General features: G+C 64.8%; 19 protein-coding genes. 11 read left to right on the forward strand and 8 right to left on the reverse strand.

Annotated features, from left to right (window positions below):
• Positions 1–22: 22 nt before the first annotated feature.
• Positions 23–1,015 (reverse strand): tyrosine recombinase XerC, encoded by a 993-nt coding sequence (locus QMG84_RS12670; RefSeq protein WP_281928286.1) that lies wholly within the window; start codon positions 1,013–1,015, stop codon positions 23–25.
• A gap of 221 nt (positions 1,016–1,236) precedes the next feature.
• Positions 1,237–1,560, reverse strand: a complete 324-nt coding sequence (locus tag QMG84_RS12675; RefSeq protein WP_281928288.1) for a DUF1476 domain-containing protein — start codon at positions 1,558–1,560, stop codon at positions 1,237–1,239.
• Positions 1,561–1,924: 364 nt separating this feature from the next.
• On the opposite strand from QMG84_RS12675, the gene purC reads away from it, so the two are divergent.
• The 4 genes from purC (at position 1,925) to purQ (ending at position 4,437) form a co-directional block, all read left to right on the forward strand.
• Positions 1,925–2,719 (forward strand): phosphoribosylaminoimidazolesuccinocarboxamide synthase, encoded by a 795-nt coding sequence (gene purC, locus QMG84_RS12680; RefSeq protein ID WP_165047872.1) that lies wholly within the window; start codon positions 1,925–1,927, stop codon positions 2,717–2,719.
• A gap of 24 nt (positions 2,720–2,743) precedes the next feature.
• Positions 2,744–3,310 (forward strand): Uma2 family endonuclease, encoded by a 567-nt coding sequence (locus tag QMG84_RS12685; RefSeq protein WP_281928292.1) that lies wholly within the window; start codon positions 2,744–2,746, stop codon positions 3,308–3,310.
• Between the two features lie 83 nt (positions 3,311–3,393).
• Positions 3,394–3,630 carry a phosphoribosylformylglycinamidine synthase subunit PurS gene (gene purS / locus QMG84_RS12690; RefSeq protein WP_165047870.1) on the forward strand — a complete coding sequence of 79 codons (237 nt, stop codon included), beginning with the start codon at positions 3,394–3,396 and terminating at the stop codon, positions 3,628–3,630.
• Between the two features lie 117 nt (positions 3,631–3,747).
• A complete protein-coding gene (purQ, locus tag QMG84_RS12695; protein WP_281928295.1) occupies positions 3,748–4,437 on the forward strand; it encodes a phosphoribosylformylglycinamidine synthase subunit PurQ in 690 nt (229 codons plus the stop codon).
• Between the two features lie 74 nt (positions 4,438–4,511).
• On the opposite strand, the gene holA is transcribed toward purQ, so the two are convergent.
• The 3 genes from holA to leuS form a co-directional block, all read right to left on the reverse strand.
• The gene (gene holA, locus QMG84_RS12700) at positions 4,512–5,534 is read right to left on the reverse strand and encodes a DNA polymerase III subunit delta (protein WP_281928297.1); all 1,023 of its coding nucleotides are present in this window, start codon (positions 5,532–5,534) and stop codon (positions 4,512–4,514) included.
• A gap of 153 nt (positions 5,535–5,687) precedes the next feature.
• Complete coding sequence (locus tag QMG84_RS12705; RefSeq protein ID WP_281928298.1) at positions 5,688–6,188, reverse strand: hypothetical protein; 501 nt, start codon at positions 6,186–6,188, stop codon at positions 5,688–5,690.
• Positions 6,189–6,276: 88 nt separating this feature from the next.
• On the reverse strand, positions 6,277–8,910 hold the full coding sequence (gene leuS, locus QMG84_RS12710) for a leucine--tRNA ligase (protein ID WP_281928299.1): 2,634 nt from the start codon (positions 8,908–8,910) through the stop codon (positions 6,277–6,279).
• A 116-nt stretch (positions 8,911–9,026) separates the two neighbouring features.
• Between leuS and QMG84_RS12715 the strand changes: the two genes are divergently transcribed.
• Positions 9,027–9,335: a CCDC90 family protein gene (locus tag QMG84_RS12715; RefSeq protein ID WP_281928300.1), complete on the forward strand. Its 309-nt coding sequence runs from the start codon at positions 9,027–9,029 to the stop codon at positions 9,333–9,335.
• A gap of 247 nt (positions 9,336–9,582) precedes the next feature.
• Here QMG84_RS12715 and QMG84_RS12720 read toward each other — a convergent pair whose 3' ends face one another.
• A complete protein-coding gene (locus tag QMG84_RS12720) occupies positions 9,583–10,167 on the reverse strand; it encodes an HdeD family acid-resistance protein (protein ID WP_281928302.1) in 585 nt (194 codons plus the stop codon).
• A 204-nt stretch (positions 10,168–10,371) separates the two neighbouring features.
• Here QMG84_RS12720 and QMG84_RS12725 point away from each other — a divergent pair, with 204 nt between their 5' ends.
• Positions 10,372–11,046, forward strand: a complete 675-nt coding sequence (locus QMG84_RS12725) for a YggS family pyridoxal phosphate-dependent enzyme (RefSeq protein WP_281928303.1) — start codon at positions 10,372–10,374, stop codon at positions 11,044–11,046.
• Positions 11,047–11,180: 134 nt separating this feature from the next.
• Positions 11,181–12,347, forward strand: coding sequence for an IS4 family transposase (locus QMG84_RS12730; protein ID WP_281927877.1), 1,167 nt, complete (start codon positions 11,181–11,183; stop codon positions 12,345–12,347).
• 123 nt (positions 12,348–12,470) lie between these two features.
• Here the strand turns inward: QMG84_RS12730 and QMG84_RS12735 are convergent, their stop codons facing one another.
• On the reverse strand, positions 12,471–12,983 hold the full coding sequence (locus tag QMG84_RS12735) for a L,D-transpeptidase family protein (protein WP_281928305.1): 513 nt from the start codon (positions 12,981–12,983) through the stop codon (positions 12,471–12,473).
• Between the two features lie 72 nt (positions 12,984–13,055).
• Here QMG84_RS12735 and QMG84_RS12740 point away from each other — a divergent pair, with 72 nt between their 5' ends.
• From QMG84_RS12740 to QMG84_RS12755, 4 genes are all read left to right on the forward strand, one after another.
• Complete coding sequence (locus tag QMG84_RS12740) at positions 13,056–13,631, forward strand: winged helix-turn-helix domain-containing protein (protein WP_281928306.1); 576 nt, start codon at positions 13,056–13,058, stop codon at positions 13,629–13,631.
• Between the two features lie 34 nt (positions 13,632–13,665).
• Positions 13,666–14,115 carry a cyclic nucleotide-binding domain-containing protein gene (locus QMG84_RS12745; RefSeq protein ID WP_281928308.1) on the forward strand — a complete coding sequence of 150 codons (450 nt, stop codon included), beginning with the start codon at positions 13,666–13,668 and terminating at the stop codon, positions 14,113–14,115.
• Between the two features lie 146 nt (positions 14,116–14,261).
• Positions 14,262–14,642 (forward strand): hypothetical protein, encoded by a 381-nt coding sequence (locus tag QMG84_RS12750; RefSeq protein ID WP_281928309.1) that lies wholly within the window; start codon positions 14,262–14,264, stop codon positions 14,640–14,642.
• A 275-nt stretch (positions 14,643–14,917) separates the two neighbouring features.
• Positions 14,918–16,546, forward strand: a complete 1,629-nt coding sequence (locus QMG84_RS12755; RefSeq protein ID WP_281928310.1) for an alpha-D-glucose phosphate-specific phosphoglucomutase — start codon at positions 14,918–14,920, stop codon at positions 16,544–16,546.
• A 285-nt stretch (positions 16,547–16,831) separates the two neighbouring features.
• Here QMG84_RS12755 and QMG84_RS12760 read toward each other — a convergent pair whose 3' ends face one another.
• Positions 16,832–18,583, reverse strand: coding sequence for a pilus assembly protein TadG-related protein (locus QMG84_RS12760; RefSeq protein WP_281928312.1), 1,752 nt, complete (start codon positions 18,581–18,583; stop codon positions 16,832–16,834).
• Positions 18,584–18,585: the final 2 nt, after the last annotated feature.

An 18,585-nucleotide genomic window follows, 5' to 3' on the forward strand; every position in this document is an offset into this window, starting at 1 on the left:
AATATTCTTGGGCGCGCCGACGCTAATCCGCCCGCGGATGCGCCGATTTATAAGCGTCGAGCAGGCGCTTCTTGTCGACGGCCGTATAAATCTGCGTCGTCGACAACGACGCGTGTCCCAGCAGCTCCTGGATCGTACGCAAGTCGCCGCCCCGACCGAGAAGATGCGTCGCGAAAGAATGGCGCAGCGCATGGGGCGTCGCGCTGTCGGGCAGGCCCAGCGCGCCGCGCAGGCGCTGCACGGCGAGCTGCACGATTCGCGGCGACAGCGGTCCGCCCTTGGCGCCAAGGAACAGCGGGCCGCCGGAGAGTTCGTAAGGGCAGATCGCGAGATAGGATTCGATTGCGCGCCGCACGGGCTCGATCACGGGAAGCGTGCGCATCTTGCCCCCTTTGCCGGTGATGGTCACCCGGTCGATCCCGCCGATCGGCGCATCTTTGTGCGCGATCGACAGCGCTTCGGAAATGCGCAGCCCCGCGCCATAGAGCAAAGCGAGCACGGCCGCGTCCCGCGCCAGCACCCAGGGTTCGCGCGCCTCGCCCGCCCGCTGCTCGGGGTCGATGAGATCGCGGGCGTCTTGGACGGCGAGCGCCTTGGGCAGGCTGTGCGGCTTCTTGGGCGCGCGCACGGCGCCGAAGAGGTCTGTTTTGGCGAGCCCCTTCTTCTCTAAAAACCGCAGAAAGTTGCGGATGGCGGCGAGCGCCCGCAGCAGCGAGCGGTTCTCGAGCCCCTCATTGCGGCGCATGGCCAGATAGGCGCGCAAATCCGCCGGCTGCAAGGCGAGGAGCGCGGCAGAATCGGGCCGGGCGCCGAGATGTTCCGTGAGAAAGGCCAGAAAGCCGGCGACGTCGCGTCCATAGCCGTCGATCGTGTGGCGCGAGGCGCGTTTTTCGCCCGCGAGCGCCTGCAGCCAAAGGCCGGCCTCTCGGGCTATTTGCGGCGCGGCGGAAAACCGCGCGGCGTCGGGCAGAGGCTTTGCGGCCGGACGGGCGATTCGAGAGGAGGGTTCGCGCATGGGCGGAGCTTGGCGCGGAAAGCTTAAAAGAACGCCTCTGGACCGCTCGTCATTGCGAGGAGCGAAGCGACGAAGCAATCCAGAGCAGCCATTGCGGCTCTGGATTGCTTCGCTCCGCTCGCAATGACGGGGAGCCTGAAGGCTCGCGGTCCAGCGGCACAGCGGCAATGGCCGGCCTCCCCATGAAGGGGAGGCATTACGATCGTACGGGCGCCTGCGCCTTACTCGCCCGCCTGGATTTCCGCCTTGGCCTTGGCGAGCATCTCGTCCATCGTGCGACGGATCTGATGTTCGGACTGGTCGACGCCGGCGGCCTCGAAGTCCTTTTTCACCGTCGCGACGACCTGCTCATCGGCATGCGCGGAGACTTCCGCCGCCACCAGGGCCTCGGCATAGGCCTGGGCGTCCGCGCCCGTCTTGCCGAGCTTCTCCGCCGCCCAGAGGCCGACGAGCTTGTTGCGGCGCGCCTCGGCGCGGAATCTCAGCTCTTCATCGTGGACGTAGCGTTTCTCGAACGAATCTTCGCGCTGGTCGAAAGTGCTCATGTCCATTCCTCGGCCGGTTTTGTCTTTATATTGGAATCCGGCGGCGAATCCGCCGCGCGCCGCATCTTGAATGCGCCGCACGCATATAGGCGAAAACTGCGCCCGGCGCCAATGCCAAGCCGCCTTTGCAAAATATTCGGGCGCCAATGGCAAAAAAAGGCGAAACGCAGCCAAAAATAGCGCGTTGTATCGGCTTTCCGTTTCGGATAAAGTGAGGCGTCGCCTTTATAAGGCGGCCACTGGCTTGTCACTGGCCCCCAAAGACGTTACGACCGCGCATCGTTGCGGTCGGTCACCTTTAGCCCCCCGCTCCCTGGACGAATCCCGGTCGCGGGACCATATCGGAGGAGCCGCGGCCGACCCCATGGACTTTCTCAAGCCCCGGTTGATCCCAATGAACCGCCGTCGCCGTATCTACGAAGGCAAGGCCAAGGTCCTCTACGAGGGCCCGGAGCCTGGCACGTTGATTCAGCATTTCAAGGACGACGCCACCGCCTTCAACGCCAAAAAGCATGAAGTGATCGATGGCAAAGGCGTCCTCAACAACCGCATCTCGGAATATATCTTCCAGAACCTCAACAACATTGGGGTGCCGACGCATTTCATCCGCCGGTTGAACATGCGCGAGCAGCTCATCCGCGAGGTCGAGATCGTTCCGCTGGAAGTCGTCGTGCGCAACGTGGCCGCGGGCTCGCTGGCCAAGCGCCTCGGCATCGAGGAAGGCACGCAGTTGCCGCGCTCGATCATCGAGTTCTACTACAAGAACGACGCGCTCGACGATCCGATGGTGTCGGAAGAGCATATCACCGCCTTTGGCTGGGCCACGCCCCAGGAGATCGACGACATCATGGCGCTCGCCATTCGCGTCAACGATTTCCTGTCCGGCTTGTTCCTGGGCGTCGGCATCCGCCTCGTCGATTTCAAGATGGAGTGCGGCCGGCTGTGGGAAGGCGACATGATGCGAATCGTCGTCGCCGACGAAATCTCGCCCGATAGCTGCCGTCTGTGGGACATCAAGTCCAACGACAAGCTGGACAAGGACCGCTTCCGCCGTGATCTCGGCGGGCTGGTGGAGGCCTATACCGAGGTCGCCCGCCGGCTCGGCATCATGCAGGAAGGCGAAACCGTCCGCGTCGGCGCGCCCAAGCTGGTGCAGTAGGAGACCGACCAGAAAGAGGAGGCCATGGGCGTCCCTTTTCTCGACCCTCGACCGATGAACGCGGAGGAATTCTTCGCGTTCACCGCCGCGCGCCCCGACGACGAAAAGTGGGAGCTGATCGAGGGGGAGCCGGTCTTGAACGCGTCAGCAAGCCGCCTGCATCAGAAAATCCTTCTCAACCTGTCGCTCTTGCTCGGCGCGCTCGCCCGGGACGGCAATGGCGCGTGGGAAGTTCTCCCCGGCTTGGGCGTTCGCTTGTCCGAGATCAGCGTCCCGGTGCCCGACCTCTTGATCCGACCCAACGACGATCTCAAAGGCGTCGAATGCAGCGACATGATGGTCGCTTTCGAGGTTCTTTCTCCCTCGACCGCCAATAAGGACCTGCGCTGGAAGCGTAAGGCCTATGCGACGCTGCCGACCCTCTCGCAGTATGTTGTCGTCGCTCAGGACGCCGTCGAAGTCGTCTCCTACGACCGCAAGATTGGCTTCGCCGAGCGTCGTTTCGAAACGGCGAACGCCGAGCTCGACCTGCCGATCATCGGCGCGCGATTGTCGCTTCGCGACATCTATCGCGACACGGGCCTCCTCTGACGGGCGCGCGACCCACGCGGAACGCTTGCCCTTTTCGCGCAAGGCCGCTAACCGTGTCGCCAAAGAAACGGAAATCGAGCCCCATGAAAGCACGTGTCGTCGTCACCCTGAAAAACGGCGTCCTCGATCCGCAAGGCAAGGCGATCGAAGGCGCGTTGAACTCGCTCGGCGTCGAGGGCGTCGCCAGCGTCCGTCAGGGCAAGGTGTTCGACGTGGAGATGGCGGGCGCCGACCCCGCCGCCGCCAAGGCGCAGCTCACCGCCGCCTGCGAGAAGCTTCTCGCCAACACTGTCATCGAGAACTACCAGATCGATCTGTGACATTCGCGCCCGTCATTGCGAGCGCAGCGAAGCAATCCAGAGCCGCACTGGGGCTCCGGATTGCTTCGTCGCTTCGCTCCTCGCAATGACGCGGTTGATAGGAAGTGAGTTAAAGACATGAAAGCCGCCGTCATCGTCTTCCCTGGCTCCAATCGCGAAGGCGACATGGCGCGCGCGCTCGAGCAGGCGACGGGGAAGAAGCCCGCCATGCTCTGGCACGCCGACCATGAGTTGCCGGCCGGCTTGGATTTGGTCGTTCTGCCCGGCGGCTTCTCCTATGGCGACTATCTGCGCTGCGGCGCCATCGCCGGCCGGGCCGCCATCATGGGCGCGGTGCAGGCGCATGCGGCGCGCGGCGGGCTGGTGCTCGGCGTCTGCAACGGCTTCCAGATTCTCTGCGAGAGCGGCCTGCTGCCGGGCGTGCTGATGCGCAACGCCAATCTGCGCTTCGTCTGCAAGATGCAGCATCTGCGGGTCGAGCGAAACGACACGGCCTTCACGCGCCACTACGCCAAGGGCCAGGCAATCGAAGTTTGCATCGCCCATGGCGAAGGCAATTACGAAGCCGACGACGCGACCATCGAGCGGCTGGAGGGCGAAGGGCTCGTGGCCTTCCGTTACTGCGATTCCGCGGGCGTCGTAGGCGGCGCCGCGAATCCGAATGGATCGCGCAACGACATTGCGGGGATCTATTCGGCACAGCGCAACGTGCTCGGGCTAATGCCGCATCCCGAGAATCTCATCGACCCGCTGGTCGGCGGCGTCGATGGCCGCGCGCTATTCGAGAGCCTCGCCAGCGCGGCTTGAGCGGAATAGGACCGCGAGCCTTCAGGCTCGCTTAAAAAATGCGAGCCTGAAGGCTCGCGGTCCGAGACTCGCAATCACCTTCGCCGCGCCGCCTTCGCGACCCGCCACAACGCCCGCTCGGCCTCCATTTGCGCGCTTGCCGCATTGGCGCGGGCGCGGGTTTGGGCCTCGCGCAGCGGCTCGATCAGCGCGGCGAGACGCGGCGAGGTCCAGGCCTTGAGCTGCTCCTCCATCAGCGCGCGATGCATGAAGCCGAAGCCGGCGCGAAACAGCGCCGTGACACCAGCGTCCGTGCGTCCACTCTCGCGCTCGATCGTGAGCCGCGCGCGGTGCAGCGCCACGGCGTAACGCAAGGCGCCGAAGAGAATCGCGCCCGCATCGCCCCCTTGCGCGAAATAAGCGTCGAGCGTCTCGCCCGCGTCGCCGGCAAAAGCCGCCGCTACAACTCGGTCAGAAGCGATGCTCGAGGCATGCGCGACGATCGTCTCGACATCCGCCGCTTCGACATGCTCGCGCCCATGCATATAAAGGACGAGCTTGGCGAGCTCGGCGCGACTCATGAGCCGATCCTCGCCCAGCGCCGCGAGGAGAAGCGCGCGCGCTTCCGGCGTCGCGACAAGATTGGCCTCACGCAGCGTGCGGTCGACGAGGGCGTGAATATCCTGCTCGGTGTCGGGCAGGCATTCGATCCCTGCCCCCTGCTTTGCCCCCTCGACCAGCTTGCGCAGCGGCGCGTCCTTCTTCAGCGCGCTGGCTGTCAAAACCACGGTGCAGGCGGCGGGCGGCGCCGAGACGAGCGAGGTGACCGCGGGAAGGACGGATTTCGCGCCGGTCTCGACGAGAATGGCGCGCCGTCCGCCGAAAAGCGGCGTGGTGTTGGCTTCATCGAGGAGCGTCAGCGGATCGGAGGAAACGGCGTCGCCCGAGAGCTCCACGAACTGGAAGGGATCGTGGCGATCGTCCACGCGCTTGCCGACGATCGCGAGCGCCCGCTCGCGCACCATGCCGGCGTCGGCGCCATGGACGAGAAAGAGAAAGATATTCTCCGGCGGAGACGCAACGAAGCGCTCAGCCTCGCGGCCCGAGACGGCGACCAAGGTTCAGCCCCCTCCCTGTCCCTGCCCCGCTAACGGGGATGACCGTCATTGCGAGCGCAGCGAAGCAATCCAGAGCCGCGGGCGTTGCTCTGGGTTGCTTCGCTGCGCTCGCAATGACGGCGTAGTGGATAAACGCGCCACCCCTCTCCCGCGTCAGCGCGAGAGGGCCGGGGCCCGCGCCGCCATCTCTGTCGCAACGCGCGTGCGGATCGAATCCGCGATCACCTTGGCGTCGCGGATTTCTGCGTCCCGCGCGGCGCGGACATTGGCGAAGCGGTTCGAGAAGCGATCGTAGCTCGCAATGTTGAAGGCCGTCCCCTTGGTCACTTCCACATTCTGCGGCACAGTGACGAGGCGATAGTCGGCGTCGGCGATGACGGTGGCGGAGGTCGCCCGCCCGGTGACCGTGTCGAGGATCGGCGTCTGCACGCGCTCGCGCAGCGTGATGGTGAGGCGATAGCGTGGCTGAACCGTCGAGCCTGTGCCGTTGAAGGCGTAGATCAGCTCATTGTGGAGATAATGGCCCATGCGGCCCTGAATCTCGTCGACTTGAATTGCCTGAAGCTCCGAGGCGAGCGGCGAGGAATCGAAAGCGCCATTCGCGCCGTAGAGCGGCTCGACGCAGCCGCCGAGCGGAAGGGCGGCGGCCAACATCAGGAAAAAGCCCCGCAACCGTTCGGACCGCGCGCCTTCAGGCGCGCATGGCGTCGGGCGAGCCTGAAGGCTCGCGGTCCAGAGTCGCTCAAACGACCACATTGACAATCCTCTTCGGCACGAGAATGAACTTCTTCAAAGGCTTGCCCTCGATGGCGCGGATGACGCCCTCCTGAGCCAGCGCCTCCTGGCGAATGGTTTCCTCGTCGGCGTCATGCGCCACGAGAATTTCCGCGCGCTTCTTGCCGTTCACCTGCACAGGCAAGCTTATCATATCCTGCGCCACGAGCGCCGGCTCGGCAATGGGCCACGGCGCCTCAGATACTAGGCCTTTGTGACCAAGATCCTTCCAGCATTCCTCGGCCACATGCGGCGTCATCGGCGCGACGAGGCGCGCCAGCGCATCCGCCGCCTCGCGGAAGGCGAAGGCGAGATCGGCTCCGACAGGGGTTTCCGTCACGGCGTCGAGCGCCGCTGTCAGCTCATTCACATATTCGCGGATGCGGGCGATGGCGCTGTTGAAGCGCAGGCGCTCGATATTCTCGCTCACCTGGGCGACGGTCTTATGCGTCGCCTTGCGAATTTTGAGCGCCTCTGGGCCTATCTCCGCCGGCGCCTCCGCCCCGAGAGGCGCGGCCACGCGGCCGAGCTCGCCGGTGATGCGCCACAGGCGCTGGACGAAGCGCCAGGCGCCTTGCGCACCTTCGTCAGACCAGATCACGTCGCGGTCGGGCGGGCTGTCGGAGAGCACAAAGAGCCGGGCGGTGTCGGCGCCATAGCTTGCCACGATGTCGTCGGGGTCGACCGTGTTCTTCTTCGACTTCGACATCTTCTCGATGGGACCGATGTCGACCTCGGCGCCGCCGTCGAGCAGGAAGGCGCGGCGGCCCCCCTCCCCGCTTTCGATGCGGATCGCCGCAGGCGAAACCCACTGCCCGTCAGCGCGGTAGGTCTCGTGCACCACCATGCCCTGTGTGAAGAGTCCGGCGAAGGGCTCGGAGACCGCCGCATGGCCGCTGTCGCGCATGGCGCGGGCGAAGAAGCGGGAATAGAGCAGATGCAGAATCGCATGCTCGATCCCGCCGATATATTGGTCGACGGGCAGCCAGCGCTTCAGCGCCTCGGGGCTGGCAGGAGCCTCGGCGTTGTGCGGGTCGGTGAAGCGCGCGTAATACCAGGACGAATCGACAAATGTGTCCATCGTGTCGGTCTCGCGGCGCGCCGGCTTGCCGCAGGAGGGACAGGGGACGTTCTTCCAGGTCGCATGGCGATCGAGCGGATTGCCCGGCTGGTCGAAGGTCACGTCCTCGGGCAGCTTCACGGGCAGATCGGCGTCCGGCACCGGCACGGGACCGCAGGTCTCACAATGGATGATAGGGATGGGGCAGCCCCAATAGCGCTGGCGCGAGACGCCCCAATCGCGCAGCTTGTAGTTCACCTTGCGAGCGCCCTGCGGCGCGTTGAAGAGCGCCGTCGTCTCCAGCCGGTTGGCGATCTCCTCCTTTGCCACCTCGACGGTGAAGCCATCGAGGAAGGAGGAGTTCACGAGCTTGCCGTCGCCGTCGAAGGCCTCGCCGCTCTTGGCAATTTTGGCTTCGAGCTCGGCGGGATCGGCGCCCTCGGGGCAGACGACGATTTTGAAGCCCAGGCCGTATTTGGTCGCAAAATCGAGGTCGCGCTGGTCGTGCGCCGGGCAGCCGAAGATGGCGCCCGTGCCATAGTCCATCAGAATGAAGTTCGCGACATAGACCGGCAGAGACCAGTTCGGATCGAAGGGGTGCGCGACGCGCAGCCCCGTATCGAAACCCTGCTTCTCGGCGGTCTCGATCGCCTCCGCCGAGGTGCCGCCGCGCCGGCATTCCTCACAGAAGGCGGCGAGCTCCGGGTTCTTCGCGGCGGCCGCCTTGGCCAGCGGATGGTCGGCGGCGAGCGCGACAAATTTCGCGCCGAAGAGCGTGTCGGGCCGCGTGGTGAAGACCTCGATCTCGCGCGCGTCGTCGAGCGGCTGCGCGAGCGCGAAGCGGACCAGCATGCCTTCGGAGCGGCCGATCCAATTGCGCTGCATGAGGCGCACCTTGTCGGGCCAGCGCTCCAGCGTATCGAGCGCCTCCAGAAGCTCAACCGAATAGCTGGTGATCTTCAAGAACCACTGGGTCAGCTCGCGCTGCTCGACAAGCGCGCCGGAGCGCCAGCCGCGGCCGTCGATCACCTGCTCATTGGCGAGCACGGTCATATCGACCGGGTCCCAATTCACCTTGGATTTCTTGCGGTCGACGATGCCCGCTTTCAGAAAATCCAGAAAGAGCTTCTGCTGGCGGCCGTAATATTCGGGGTCGCAAGTCGCGATCTCGCGCGACCAGTCGAGCGACAGACCCAGCGTTTTGAGCTGGGCGCGCATGGCGGCGATATTGGCGTAGGTCCATTTGGCCGGATGCGCGCCGGTCTGCGCCGCGGCGTTTTCCGCCGGCAGGCCGAAGGCGTCCCAGCCCATGGGATGCAGAACGTCGAAGCCCTTGGCGCGCATATAGCGGGCGATGACGTCGCCCATGGAATAGTTGCGCACATGGCCCATATGGAGGCGCCCCGACGGATAGGGGAACATCTCCAGCACGTAATATTTGGGCGCCTCGGGCTTCGTCCCCGCCTTGAAGACTTGCGCCCCCTCCCAGACCTTCTGCCAGCGCGGCTCGGATTCGGCGAAATTATAGCGGTCGGGTCTCATCTGCGGCGGCTGTCCGGTGGGAGGCGTGAATGTGCGCCTCTAAATGCCGGTCGGGAGGGGGGATGTCAAAGGGGACGGCCGCGCCCGATGGGGCCGACAGTGTTATATCTGGCGCCATGGCAGCCCAGGTCCTTTTCAATCCCCTTGCCTATATCGACCGGCTCACGCGCGGCGGGTTCTCGCCAGAGCAGGCGCGCGCCTCGGCCGAAGCGCTGGAGACCGCCTTTTCCGAAAGCGTGGCGACAAAGACGGACGTCGCCGAACTCAAGCACGGAACGGACCTGTTGCATCGCGACCTCGCCGAGGCCGAGGCGCGGCTTCGACTGGAGATTTCCCAGTCGAAGAACGACATCTTGCGCTGGGTTTTCGGCTTCAATCTCGCGCTCATCGGCGCGGTTTTCGCCATCATAAAATTCGCGCACTAAAAGCCTTGCAGGGTCCCTGCAAGGCCTCACGTGCGGCCCCGGGGCTCCGATTCCACAAACCCTACGTAGCCGCGTCATGCCCGCGCTTGTCGCGGGCATCCACGCCGGGACATTACGAGAGAAGAAGCGGCGTTGTTCTGCTCATGTTCTCAGCTTTTCCGTGGCGGCGCGGCGTGGATGGCCGCGACAAGCGCGGCCATGACGCCGGAACACGTCTGCTCGTTAACCCAAATTCGGAGCCTTGGCTTTACGCGGCCATTCTCTCCGCCGGCTTCGCCGCGAGCCCCATCGCCACCCAGCCGACGCCCTCGAAGATGAGGTTCACGCCGAGGAAAATCCCCAGGATATAAAGCCCCGACACGGGCCATTCGGCGAGAATCAGAATGCCGAGCAGCAAGCTCAGGCCGCCAGCCAGCGCGATGAGCTGCCAGCGGCTCAAATCGCGCAATTGATAGGCGAGGACGAGCTTCATGATCCCGCCCGCGATCAGCAGCGCGCCGACGAGCGCCGTCAGCGACATGGCCGCGACGAGCGGATAGCGCGCGGTCGCCAATCCCGCGAAGACCGTAATCGCGCCGACGACGCCCCATAGCACGGCGCGTCCCACGGGGCGAATATGAAAGGCGGTAACGATCTCCCAGCCGCCCGCGACGACCATCGCCGCGGCGATATAGATCACGGTGACGATCGTCGCCGCAAAGACGTTGAACAGCGCAAAGACGCCGCCGGCGATAAAGAGCGCGCCCAAGGCGACGATCCAACCCCATTTGGCCCGGCAATGGGCGGTGTGGACGGCAAAAGGTTCGGTGGAAGAGGCTTCGATATGGGTCATTTTCAACCTCCCGGCCGCGCCGCTCCGTTGGCGGCGGCAAACATCGCAGACCTAACGGCTTCGAGAGGAAGGGGTTCCCTATGCGTAAGCTCCGGCGCCCTCGATCGCGGCAAAAGCGCTATCGGGGCGTCTCATTCTTCCAGCCCATGGATTTTCGACCTCGGCCGTAATATCCGTTCAGCGAGCCCCCGCGAGAGTGAGCCATTGTCCATCATCGACCGCCTGAACAACGCCAAAGACGCCATCGCGCGCGCCGCCTCGGATTGCGGCCGCGACCCCGCGACCGTCACGCTCGTCTGCGTGACGAAGACCTTCCCGGCCGAGGATGTGCTGCCGCTGCTCGACGCCGGCCAGCGCGTCTTCGGCGAGAACCGCGTGCAGGAGGCCATGGGCAAATGGCCAGCGCTGCGCGAGAAGTTCCCGGGGATCGAGCTGCATCTCATCGGCCCGCTGCAATCCAATAAGACCAAGGAAGCCGTCGAGACCTTCGATGTGATCCAGAGCGTCGACCGCGAGAAGATTGCGCAGGCCCTTGCCGAGGAGATGACGAAACAGGGCAAGCGCCCGCGCCTCTTCATTCAGGTCAACACCGGCGCCGAGCCGCAGAAGGCGGGCGTCTTGCCGCAGGACGCCGACGCCTTCTTCGCCGCCTGCCGCGACAAATACGGGCTCGAGATTTCGGGGCTCATGTGCGTGCCGCCGGTCGACGAGCAGGCCTCGCCGCATTTCGCGCTGCTCGCGGATATCGCCAGGCGCAATGGCGTGCCGGAGCTCTCCATGGGCATGAGCTCGGATTTCGAGCTCGCGATCCAGCTCGGAGCCACTTATGTCCGCGTGGGGTCGGCGATCATGGGGGCGCGGGAGTACCCGCAGGCCTGACCCCCTCCCTGTCCCTCCCCCGTTTCACGCAGGGCTGTCCGGGGAATGAGTCGAAAGGTCGCGGGCGCATGCCCGGTTTTCCCGACGGTTGTCGGGTATTTTCCGGTTGTCGAGACTGGAAAAAAGGACCGGACATGCCCGTGCACTCTACTGTATTCGCCCAACTGCTCAAGCCGGTCGATCGGCGCGCCTTCAAGCAGATCGTCGAGCGGCATGGCGGCGACGCCTACGACAAATCCTTCAAGAGCTGGGATCACCTCGTCGCGCTCATCTACGCCCAGCTTGCCGGGGTCTCCAGCCTGCGCGCCCTCGTTCCCGCCTTCAACGCCGACGCGCGCGCGCATTATCACCTCGGGACGCGGCGGCTCGCGCGCACGACCCTTTCCGACGCCAACGCCCGCCGGCCCGTCGCCGTCTTCGCCGATCTCTTCGCCATGCTCTCCGGCGCGCTCGACCGTCATACGCGCCGGGAGGGCGCGGACATGATCCGCCTCATCGATTCGACGCCCATCCCTTTGAGCAAATTCCTCGATTACGCCCGCTCCAACGGCCGCACTCACGGCCTCAAAATGCACGTGGTCCATGACCCGCGCGCCAATCGGCCCCTTCGCGCGGAAGTCACGCCCGCCAATGTGAACGACATAGAGATCGGCAAGAAAACCGATATCGAGCCGGGCGCCGCTTATGTCTTCGACAAAGGCTATTGCGACTATCGCTGGTGGACCGAGATCGCCGCGCAAGGCGCTTTCTTCGTCACCCGGCCGAAGGCGAACGCCCGCTTCCGGGCGATCGCCGCCCGCCCGCTCGACCCCGAAAGCGCGCGGGGCGACGGCTTCGCCGTGATCGCCGACGAGGAGGTGGCGCTGGCCAGCAAAGGCGATTCCAAGCTGCCCATGCCGCTGCGGCGCATCACCGTGGAAAGAGACGAGGCCAAAGGCCGCATCGTCCTCATCGTCAACGACATGCGCCGCCCGGCCGCGGAAATCGCCGCGCTCTACAAGGGCCGCTGGGCAATCGAGCTGCTGTTCCGTTGGATCAAGCAGCATCTCAACATCAAGAGCTTCATCGGCGAGGCCGAAAACGCCGTGCGCCTGCAGCTCTTCGCCGCGATGATCGCCTTCACCCTGCTGCGCATCGCCGCCTGCGTCCACAAGATCGACATGGCGGCACTGCGTTTCGCCGAGCTCGTCGGCCGCTTCCTCTTCGACCGCCGGCCGATCGCGCTTATCGACAAGCCGCCAATCAGGCCCAAGCCCGGCCGAGACTTCTCTAGTCTGCAGCTCCAGCTCGCGGCCCTATGATTTCCCCGGACAGCCCTGCGTTTCACGGGAGAGGGGACGCTCACGATCAGCATTCTATAGGGAGGCGCCAATCTACTCCCTCTCCCGCGAAGCGGGGGAGGGTTGGGGAGGGGGTAAGCAGCGTCAGCCAATCACGATAGCCGCCTTCCGCCCCAGCCTCGGCGCGAGCCGCGCCATGTCGCGCGCCCGCAGCGCCACGCAGCCGGCGGTCGGCCCCAACTCCTCCGTCGCAATGTGAAAGAAAATCGCGCTGCCCCTGCCCCGCACGCGTGGGCGAATATTGTAATCCATCACCCCAACGAGATCGTAGAGCCGATCGTTACGCCACATCTCCTCATGGCTTAGCCGCGACGGCGTCTTGAGCGGGCGGTTGTAGAGAAAGCTTCCCGGATCATCGCACCAGATATCGTCGCGCCGAGTCAGCCGCCAGGGCGCGCGCAAGGGCGCAGGCTTCCTCGAATAGAAACGCAAAATCCGCCAGCGCCCGGCCGGCGTCGCGCCGTCGCCCTCGCACTTTTGATGCGTGACGCCCGCGCGGCCGATGGCGCAAGGGATCACCAGCGCGCCGGCGATCAGCCGCCCTTCATGCGGCTTGCCGCCGATGCGCCGGGCGACGCGGAGGATCGAGAGGCTCATTGCGCGAAATCGAGGCATGGACCAAGATCGCCTTTCCGTTTCCCGCTCTATAGCAAAGATCGCGCGCCTTTCATGGTCCGACGTCTGCTCATCGCTGCCAGTCCGGGGCTCTTTGCAAGCCTCGCGCAGCAATTCTCGGCGCTCGGGGGGCATGAGTTGCGCGCGCTCGCCGAGGTGGGCGCCTCTCCCGCAGAGGCGGATGCGGCGGTTCTCGACGGCGCCTTTTGCGACGCGCCCGCACTGGCGCGCGCGCTGAGGGACGCGGGCTTTGCCGGGCCGATCGTCATTATCGGCGACGCGGCGCCCGACGCCGACGCGGCCCTGGCCCGCCCTTTCCGCTTCGCCGACCTTCTCGCCGCCCTCGCGCCGGCGCCGCTGGAAACGCCGGACCTCGGCGCGCGGCTCACGGAAAAGGAGGCGGCCATCCTCGATCGGCTCATCCGGGCAAGAGGCGCGATCGTCACAAAGGCCGAACTCCTGGCCGATGTCTGGGGCTATGGTCCGAGCGTCTCGACGCGAACCTTGGAAACCCATATTCATCGGCTGCGGAAGAAAGTAGAAACCGACCCGCGGCGCCCGCAGAAACTGCTGACCGAGGACGGCGGCTACCGGATCGAAAAATGGAGAGCGGCGAACCTCCCGCCATAAAAAAGCGGCATAAGTCGCGCTTGCTGAAAATCAAATGGCTCCGGACGACGACATCGACAATCTGACGCGCATTCCGCTCTTCGCGATTTTCGAAGGAAGCGCGTTGCGCAAACTGGCGCTCTCCTCGGAGACGCGACTCTTTCGTTCGGGAGACACGCTGTTCCGGCGCGGCGAGGAATCCGACGGGGGCTATATTCTGGCCATGGGCTCGGTCGGTCTTCTACCTTACGACGACGCGCGCCCGCCGAGCCACATCCTGCGTCCCTGGGCGCTGATCGGCGAAACTGCTCTGGTGGCGCCCTCGCGGCGGTCCGTGACGGCGCGCGCGATGGAGCCGACGACGGCGCTCAAGATCGGGCGCGCCATGTTCCACCAGATTCTCGAACAATATCCGTCCACTGCGGCGCGGACGCGGGACTTCTTCCGCGACCGCCTCGTCAACTTCACCCGCCAGGCGATGACGGGACTTTCGGCCAGCGAGTAATCCGTATTTTCACCAATTGAGAAAAGAAACGCGCGCGCCACTCGACGGGCGGCGATTCAGGTTTAGATTCGAGTGTATTGACGCTCGAGTTCTGTGGGCTGTTGCGTCGCGTCTTCGCCGCGTCGCCCGCAAATTGGGAGGTGCATATGCGTAAGAGCCTGAAATTAGCGCTTTCCGGCGCCCTGATCGGCGCCACGGCGATGACGGCGATCCCCACCGAAGTTCTCGCCGGTCCGATGGGCGTCGCCCCGCCGTCGACTGTGGGTCTCTCGGCCCCGGTCGATCAGGTCTGGTACCGCCGCGGCTATCGCTATGGCTATCGCCGGCCCTATTACGGGGGCTATTATCGCCGCGGCTACAACCCCGGCGCGGCGGTTGCGGCTGGCGTGGGCCTCGGCCTCCTCGGCGCGGGCCTCGCCGCCTCAAGCAGCGGCTATTACGGCGGCTACTACCCCTATTACGGCGGCGGCTATTATCCCTACGGATATGGCTACGCCTATCCTGCCTATAATTATTGGGGCTGGTGAGTTCGCCGCTGACAAAGCGGCGGTAACGCTCCTCGTGCTTCGAGACGCCTGCTGCGCAGGCTCCTCAGCATGAGGGGCTTCTATCGCATCAACCACTTAGGCAAATCCTGAGGAGCGAGCGACGCTCGCGTCTCGAAGGACGAGGCCGCGTCGGAAGTTTGTCGACAAACGGCGGCGGCGCGCAAGCGCGCCGCCGTTTTTTTAACGCGGTTCCGACTATAGATTCCGCCCCGTCGGCGTTTTTGGGAAGATCCCAGCCGCACGCAGAGGCAGAAATGGCGAAAGAAATCGCGACTACCCCTTATCAGGATCAACGCCCCGGCACCTCGGGGCTGCGCAAGAAGGTTCCGGTCTTTCAGCAGCGCCATTATGTCGAAAACTTCGTGCAGTCGATCTTCGACAGCGTGGAGGGCTTCGAGGGGCAGACGCTCGTCGTGGGCGGCGACGGCCGCTATTACAACCGCGAAGCGATCCAGAAAATCCTCAAGATCGCCGCCGCCAATGGCTTCGGCCGCGCGGTGGTCGGCCGCGGCGGCATTTTATCGACGCCCGCCGTCTCGGCGCTCATCCGCTCGCTCGAGGCGTTCGGCGGCATTGTCCTTTCGGCGAGCCATAATCCTGGCGGGCCGGAGGGCGATTTCGGCATCAAATATAACGTCGCCAATGGCGGCCCCGCGCCCGAAAAGGTGACGGAAGCCATTTACGCCCGCACCAAGGAAATTACCTCCTTCAAGATCGAAGAGGCGCCGGACGTCGACATCGACAGGATCGGCGCCACGCAGCTCGGCGCCATGCGCGTCGAGATCGTCGACAGTGTCGAAAATTACGCCGCGCTGATGCAGACGCTCTTCGATTTCGATCGCATTCGCGATGCCTTCCGCTCGGGCTTCACGATCAAATTCGACGCCATGTCGGCGGTGACGGGCCCTTACGCGCACGCCATTCTCGAAGGCATGCTCGGCGCCGCGCCGGGCAGCGTGCTCAACGGCGAACCCCTGCCCGACTTCGGCGGCCATCATCCCGACCCCAATCTCGTCTACGCCAAGCATCTCTACGACCTCGCCATGTCCGACAACGCGCCCGACCTTTGCGCGGCGTCGGACGGCGACGGCGACCGCAATCTCATCATCGGCCGCGCGCGTTTCGTCACGCCTTCCGACAGCCTCGCCATTCTCGCCGCCAACGCCCATCTCGCGCCGGGATACAAGAACGGCATCGCCGGCATTGCGCGCTCCATGCCGACAAGCGGCGCCGCCGATCGCGTCGCGGCGAAGCTCGGCATTCACATGTATGAAACGCCGACGGGCTGGAAATTCTTCGGCAATCTGCTCGACGCCGGCCTCGTCACCATTTGCGGCGAGGAGAGCGCCGGCACGGGCTCGAACCATGTGCGCGAAAAGGACGGGCTTTGGGCCGTGCTGCTGTGGCTCGACGTGCTCGCCGCGCGCAAGCAGAGCGTCGATGCGATTGTGCGGGAACATTGGGCGACCTATGGCCGCAATTATTATTCGCGCCACGACTATGAGGAAGTCGACAGCGACGGCGCCAATGCGCTCATCAAAACGCTGCGCGACCGCCTGCCCTCGCTCAAAGGAAAAGCCTTCGGCGCGCTCGAAGTGAAAGACGCCGATGACTTCGCCTATCACGATCCCGTCGACGGTTCGGATTCGAAGAACCAGGGACTACGCGTGATGTTCGCGGACGGCGCGCGCATCGTATATCGCCTCTCGGGCACAGGCACGGCGGGCGCGACTCTGCGCGTCTATATCGAGCGCTACGAGGCCGATCCGGCGAAGCAATTCGTGGAGACTCAGCAAGCGCTTTCCGACCTTATCGCGTTCTCGCACGAGATCGCCGAGATCGAACGCTTCACGCAACGCAGGACGCCGAGCGTGATTACCTGACGCGGGCTGGAGTTTGGTGAACAGCTCGCATTGGGGCGCGTATTCCCGGCGGGCTGAAAGCCCGACCGGGAATCCGGAGCCACAAAAGCGCTGGTTTTACCCAGCGCCCATCATTGCGAGCGAAGCGAAGCAATCCAGGACAGCGATGCGGCCCTGGATTGCTTCGTCGGCTCCGCCTCCTCGCAATGACGGCGGTGATTTTCCTGTGTGTCCAAACGGCGCGAGCGTCGGGGATGGCGCCGAAGCAATTAAGCGATCTCGTATCAGTGGTGAGAATTGGCCTTTTTAATTCACCAACACGCCCCCGCCGCATTTCACGCCGCTGACCCAACTATCCGCCTGGCCGAGCCCGACGCCGAGGGTCTGGAGCAATTGCGACAGCGTCTGATCGATGGGCGTTGTGGCGCTCGCCAGCGTCGTCGCCACGGTCTGGTCGAGGCCCGCGGGGACCAGCAGGCTGAGCCCCAAGGCTGTCACCTTCAACTGCAAGCCGCCGAACAGATTGTAGAGCAGCGAAGATATGAAATCCGTGGTCGAGGTCGTCTTCTTCGTCGCCTGCAAGATCTCGGAATAGGAGAAAGAAACAGGGGTCGCCTGCAGATTTGTCACCGTCGCGTGGGCGAGCCCGGTCACTTTGGCGATATTCGCCAAATTGAGCAGTGTCGCCGGGCCGGGGTTGGGCGCGCTGGTAAAGTTGGTGAACTCTGTGCTCGACACATTCCCAATCCAGGCGTCGACGACCGCCGGCGTGACGCCGAGCGTGACGGAAGAGCTTGTCGGGTCTCCAGACGCGCATTGGACGCTCGAGAGCAGCGCGGTTCCCGAGGCGAGCTCGACATAGAGAGGCGCATGGACCGTCGTCGACAGGCCCGGAACCGTGAGTTCGAGCGTCAGCAAGAGCCGCGTCTGCGCGGTGTGGACCGACGCCCCCACCGCGCCGACCGCGACCCAGCTTGTTCCGACCGACCGCTCGCCGATGGCGAGCTGCAGGGACGCCGAAGCGACGCCGGGGAGACCGAGATTGAGGGCCGCCTCGATCTGATGCTTGCCATTGGCGATTTGCACGATGGCGGACACGAGGTCGAGCGCAGAGACGCTGACCGACATTGGCGCGGCGGAGCCGACTGTCATCGACCCATAGGGGCCGTAGGAAAGCAACTGATTGATCGGCGCCGTCACATTCGGCGCGGCCGCCGCGATCTGCGACAGCGCGCCGATCGCAGTCGATCCGACCGCCGCATTGGCTTTGGCGGCGTCGAGCGCCGCGCCCAGAAGATCGCCCGCCTTGAAGCTCCCCGTCGCGAGCTGGTCATAGGTGACGGCGGTCAGGCTCGCGCGCGTTGCAAGCGTATTGGAAAAAGTGAAGAGGTCGATATTGGCGCTTGCGAGCGCCTGATAATCCATAAGGGAGAGGCTCAGATTGGCCCCAAGCAGCCCGCCAAGCACAGAATTCAAAATGCCGCCGTTGAGACTAGCGAGCCGCGATCCGATGGCGAAGGAGGCCAGCGCATTTTGCGCCGCCGTCGCCTGAGCGGAAATCGTGACGCCCTGCTGGGACGCGCTGCCGCCAGCCGCCCCGCAAGGCGGAGACGTCGTGCATGAGTCGGAGATAGCGGCGACCGCGGCCGGCGCCATTATCGCAAAAATGGCGCTGAAAATGCGCGGCGTCGTGATCTGTGTCCTCAGCCGCACGCCATTCGACGACGCGAGCGGCTGCACGGTAAAGCGCTTGTCGGCAGGCACGGAAGCGTCCGCGACATAGGCGCCGGTTTCCACGCTCTGCAAAGCGTTTGCCGCAAATCCATTCAGCGCCAGTGTCGCAATGGCGGCGTCCTGCGCCTTGGCGAGATTGCCCGCCGCCGCGACCGCGGCGAGATCCGTGGCCGCCTGGAGCCGCCTTTTTTGATAGAAGAAGCTGCCGAGATCGACCGCCAATGCGGCGACGCCGACAACGACCAACATGGCGAGAGCCGAAAGGATCGCAACCGAGCCCTTGGCGTCGGAACAAAAGCGCCTGAGGCCGGGCGCGTTCCCCATGC

This window comes from Methylocystis iwaonis, from assembly GCF_027925385.1.
In the GTDB taxonomy this organism is placed as follows: Bacteria; Pseudomonadota; Alphaproteobacteria; order Rhizobiales; family Beijerinckiaceae; genus Methylocystis; species Methylocystis iwaonis.

Excerpts from the sequence above, each read along its gene's own strand:
- QMG84_RS12670 (WP_281928286.1), bottom strand. The coding sequence starts at position 1,015 with ATGCGCGAACCCTCCTCTCGAATCGCCCGTCCGGCCGCAAAGCCTCTG.
- QMG84_RS12675 (WP_281928288.1), bottom strand. The coding sequence starts at position 1,560 with ATGAGCACTTTCGACCAGCGCGAAGATTCGTTCGAGAAACGCTACGTC.
- purC (WP_165047872.1), top strand. The coding sequence starts at position 1,925 with ATGGACTTTCTCAAGCCCCGGTTGATCCCAATGAACCGCCGTCGCCGT.
- QMG84_RS12685 (WP_281928292.1), top strand. The coding sequence starts at position 2,744 with ATGGGCGTCCCTTTTCTCGACCCTCGACCGATGAACGCGGAGGAATTC.
- purS (WP_165047870.1), top strand. The coding sequence starts at position 3,394 with ATGAAAGCACGTGTCGTCGTCACCCTGAAAAACGGCGTCCTCGATCCG.
- purQ (WP_281928295.1), top strand. The coding sequence starts at position 3,748 with ATGAAAGCCGCCGTCATCGTCTTCCCTGGCTCCAATCGCGAAGGCGAC.
- QMG84_RS12705 (WP_281928298.1), bottom strand. The coding sequence starts at position 6,188 with ATGTTGGCCGCCGCCCTTCCGCTCGGCGGCTGCGTCGAGCCGCTCTAC.
- leuS (WP_281928299.1), bottom strand. The coding sequence starts at position 8,910 with ATGAGACCCGACCGCTATAATTTCGCCGAATCCGAGCCGCGCTGGCAG.
- QMG84_RS12715 (WP_281928300.1), top strand. The coding sequence starts at position 9,027 with ATGGCAGCCCAGGTCCTTTTCAATCCCCTTGCCTATATCGACCGGCTC.
- QMG84_RS12720 (WP_281928302.1), bottom strand. The coding sequence starts at position 10,167 with ATGACCCATATCGAAGCCTCTTCCACCGAACCTTTTGCCGTCCACACC.
- QMG84_RS12730 (WP_281927877.1), top strand. The coding sequence starts at position 11,181 with ATGCCCGTGCACTCTACTGTATTCGCCCAACTGCTCAAGCCGGTCGAT.
- QMG84_RS12735 (WP_281928305.1), bottom strand. The coding sequence starts at position 12,983 with ATGAGCCTCTCGATCCTCCGCGTCGCCCGGCGCATCGGCGGCAAGCCG.
- QMG84_RS12740 (WP_281928306.1), top strand. The coding sequence starts at position 13,056 with ATGGTCCGACGTCTGCTCATCGCTGCCAGTCCGGGGCTCTTTGCAAGC.
- QMG84_RS12745 (WP_281928308.1), top strand. The coding sequence starts at position 13,666 with ATGGCTCCGGACGACGACATCGACAATCTGACGCGCATTCCGCTCTTC.
- QMG84_RS12750 (WP_281928309.1), top strand. The coding sequence starts at position 14,262 with ATGCGTAAGAGCCTGAAATTAGCGCTTTCCGGCGCCCTGATCGGCGCC.
- QMG84_RS12755 (WP_281928310.1), top strand. The coding sequence starts at position 14,918 with ATGGCGAAAGAAATCGCGACTACCCCTTATCAGGATCAACGCCCCGGC.
- QMG84_RS12760 (WP_281928312.1), bottom strand. The coding sequence starts at position 18,583 with ATGGGGAACGCGCCCGGCCTCAGGCGCTTTTGTTCCGACGCCAAGGGC.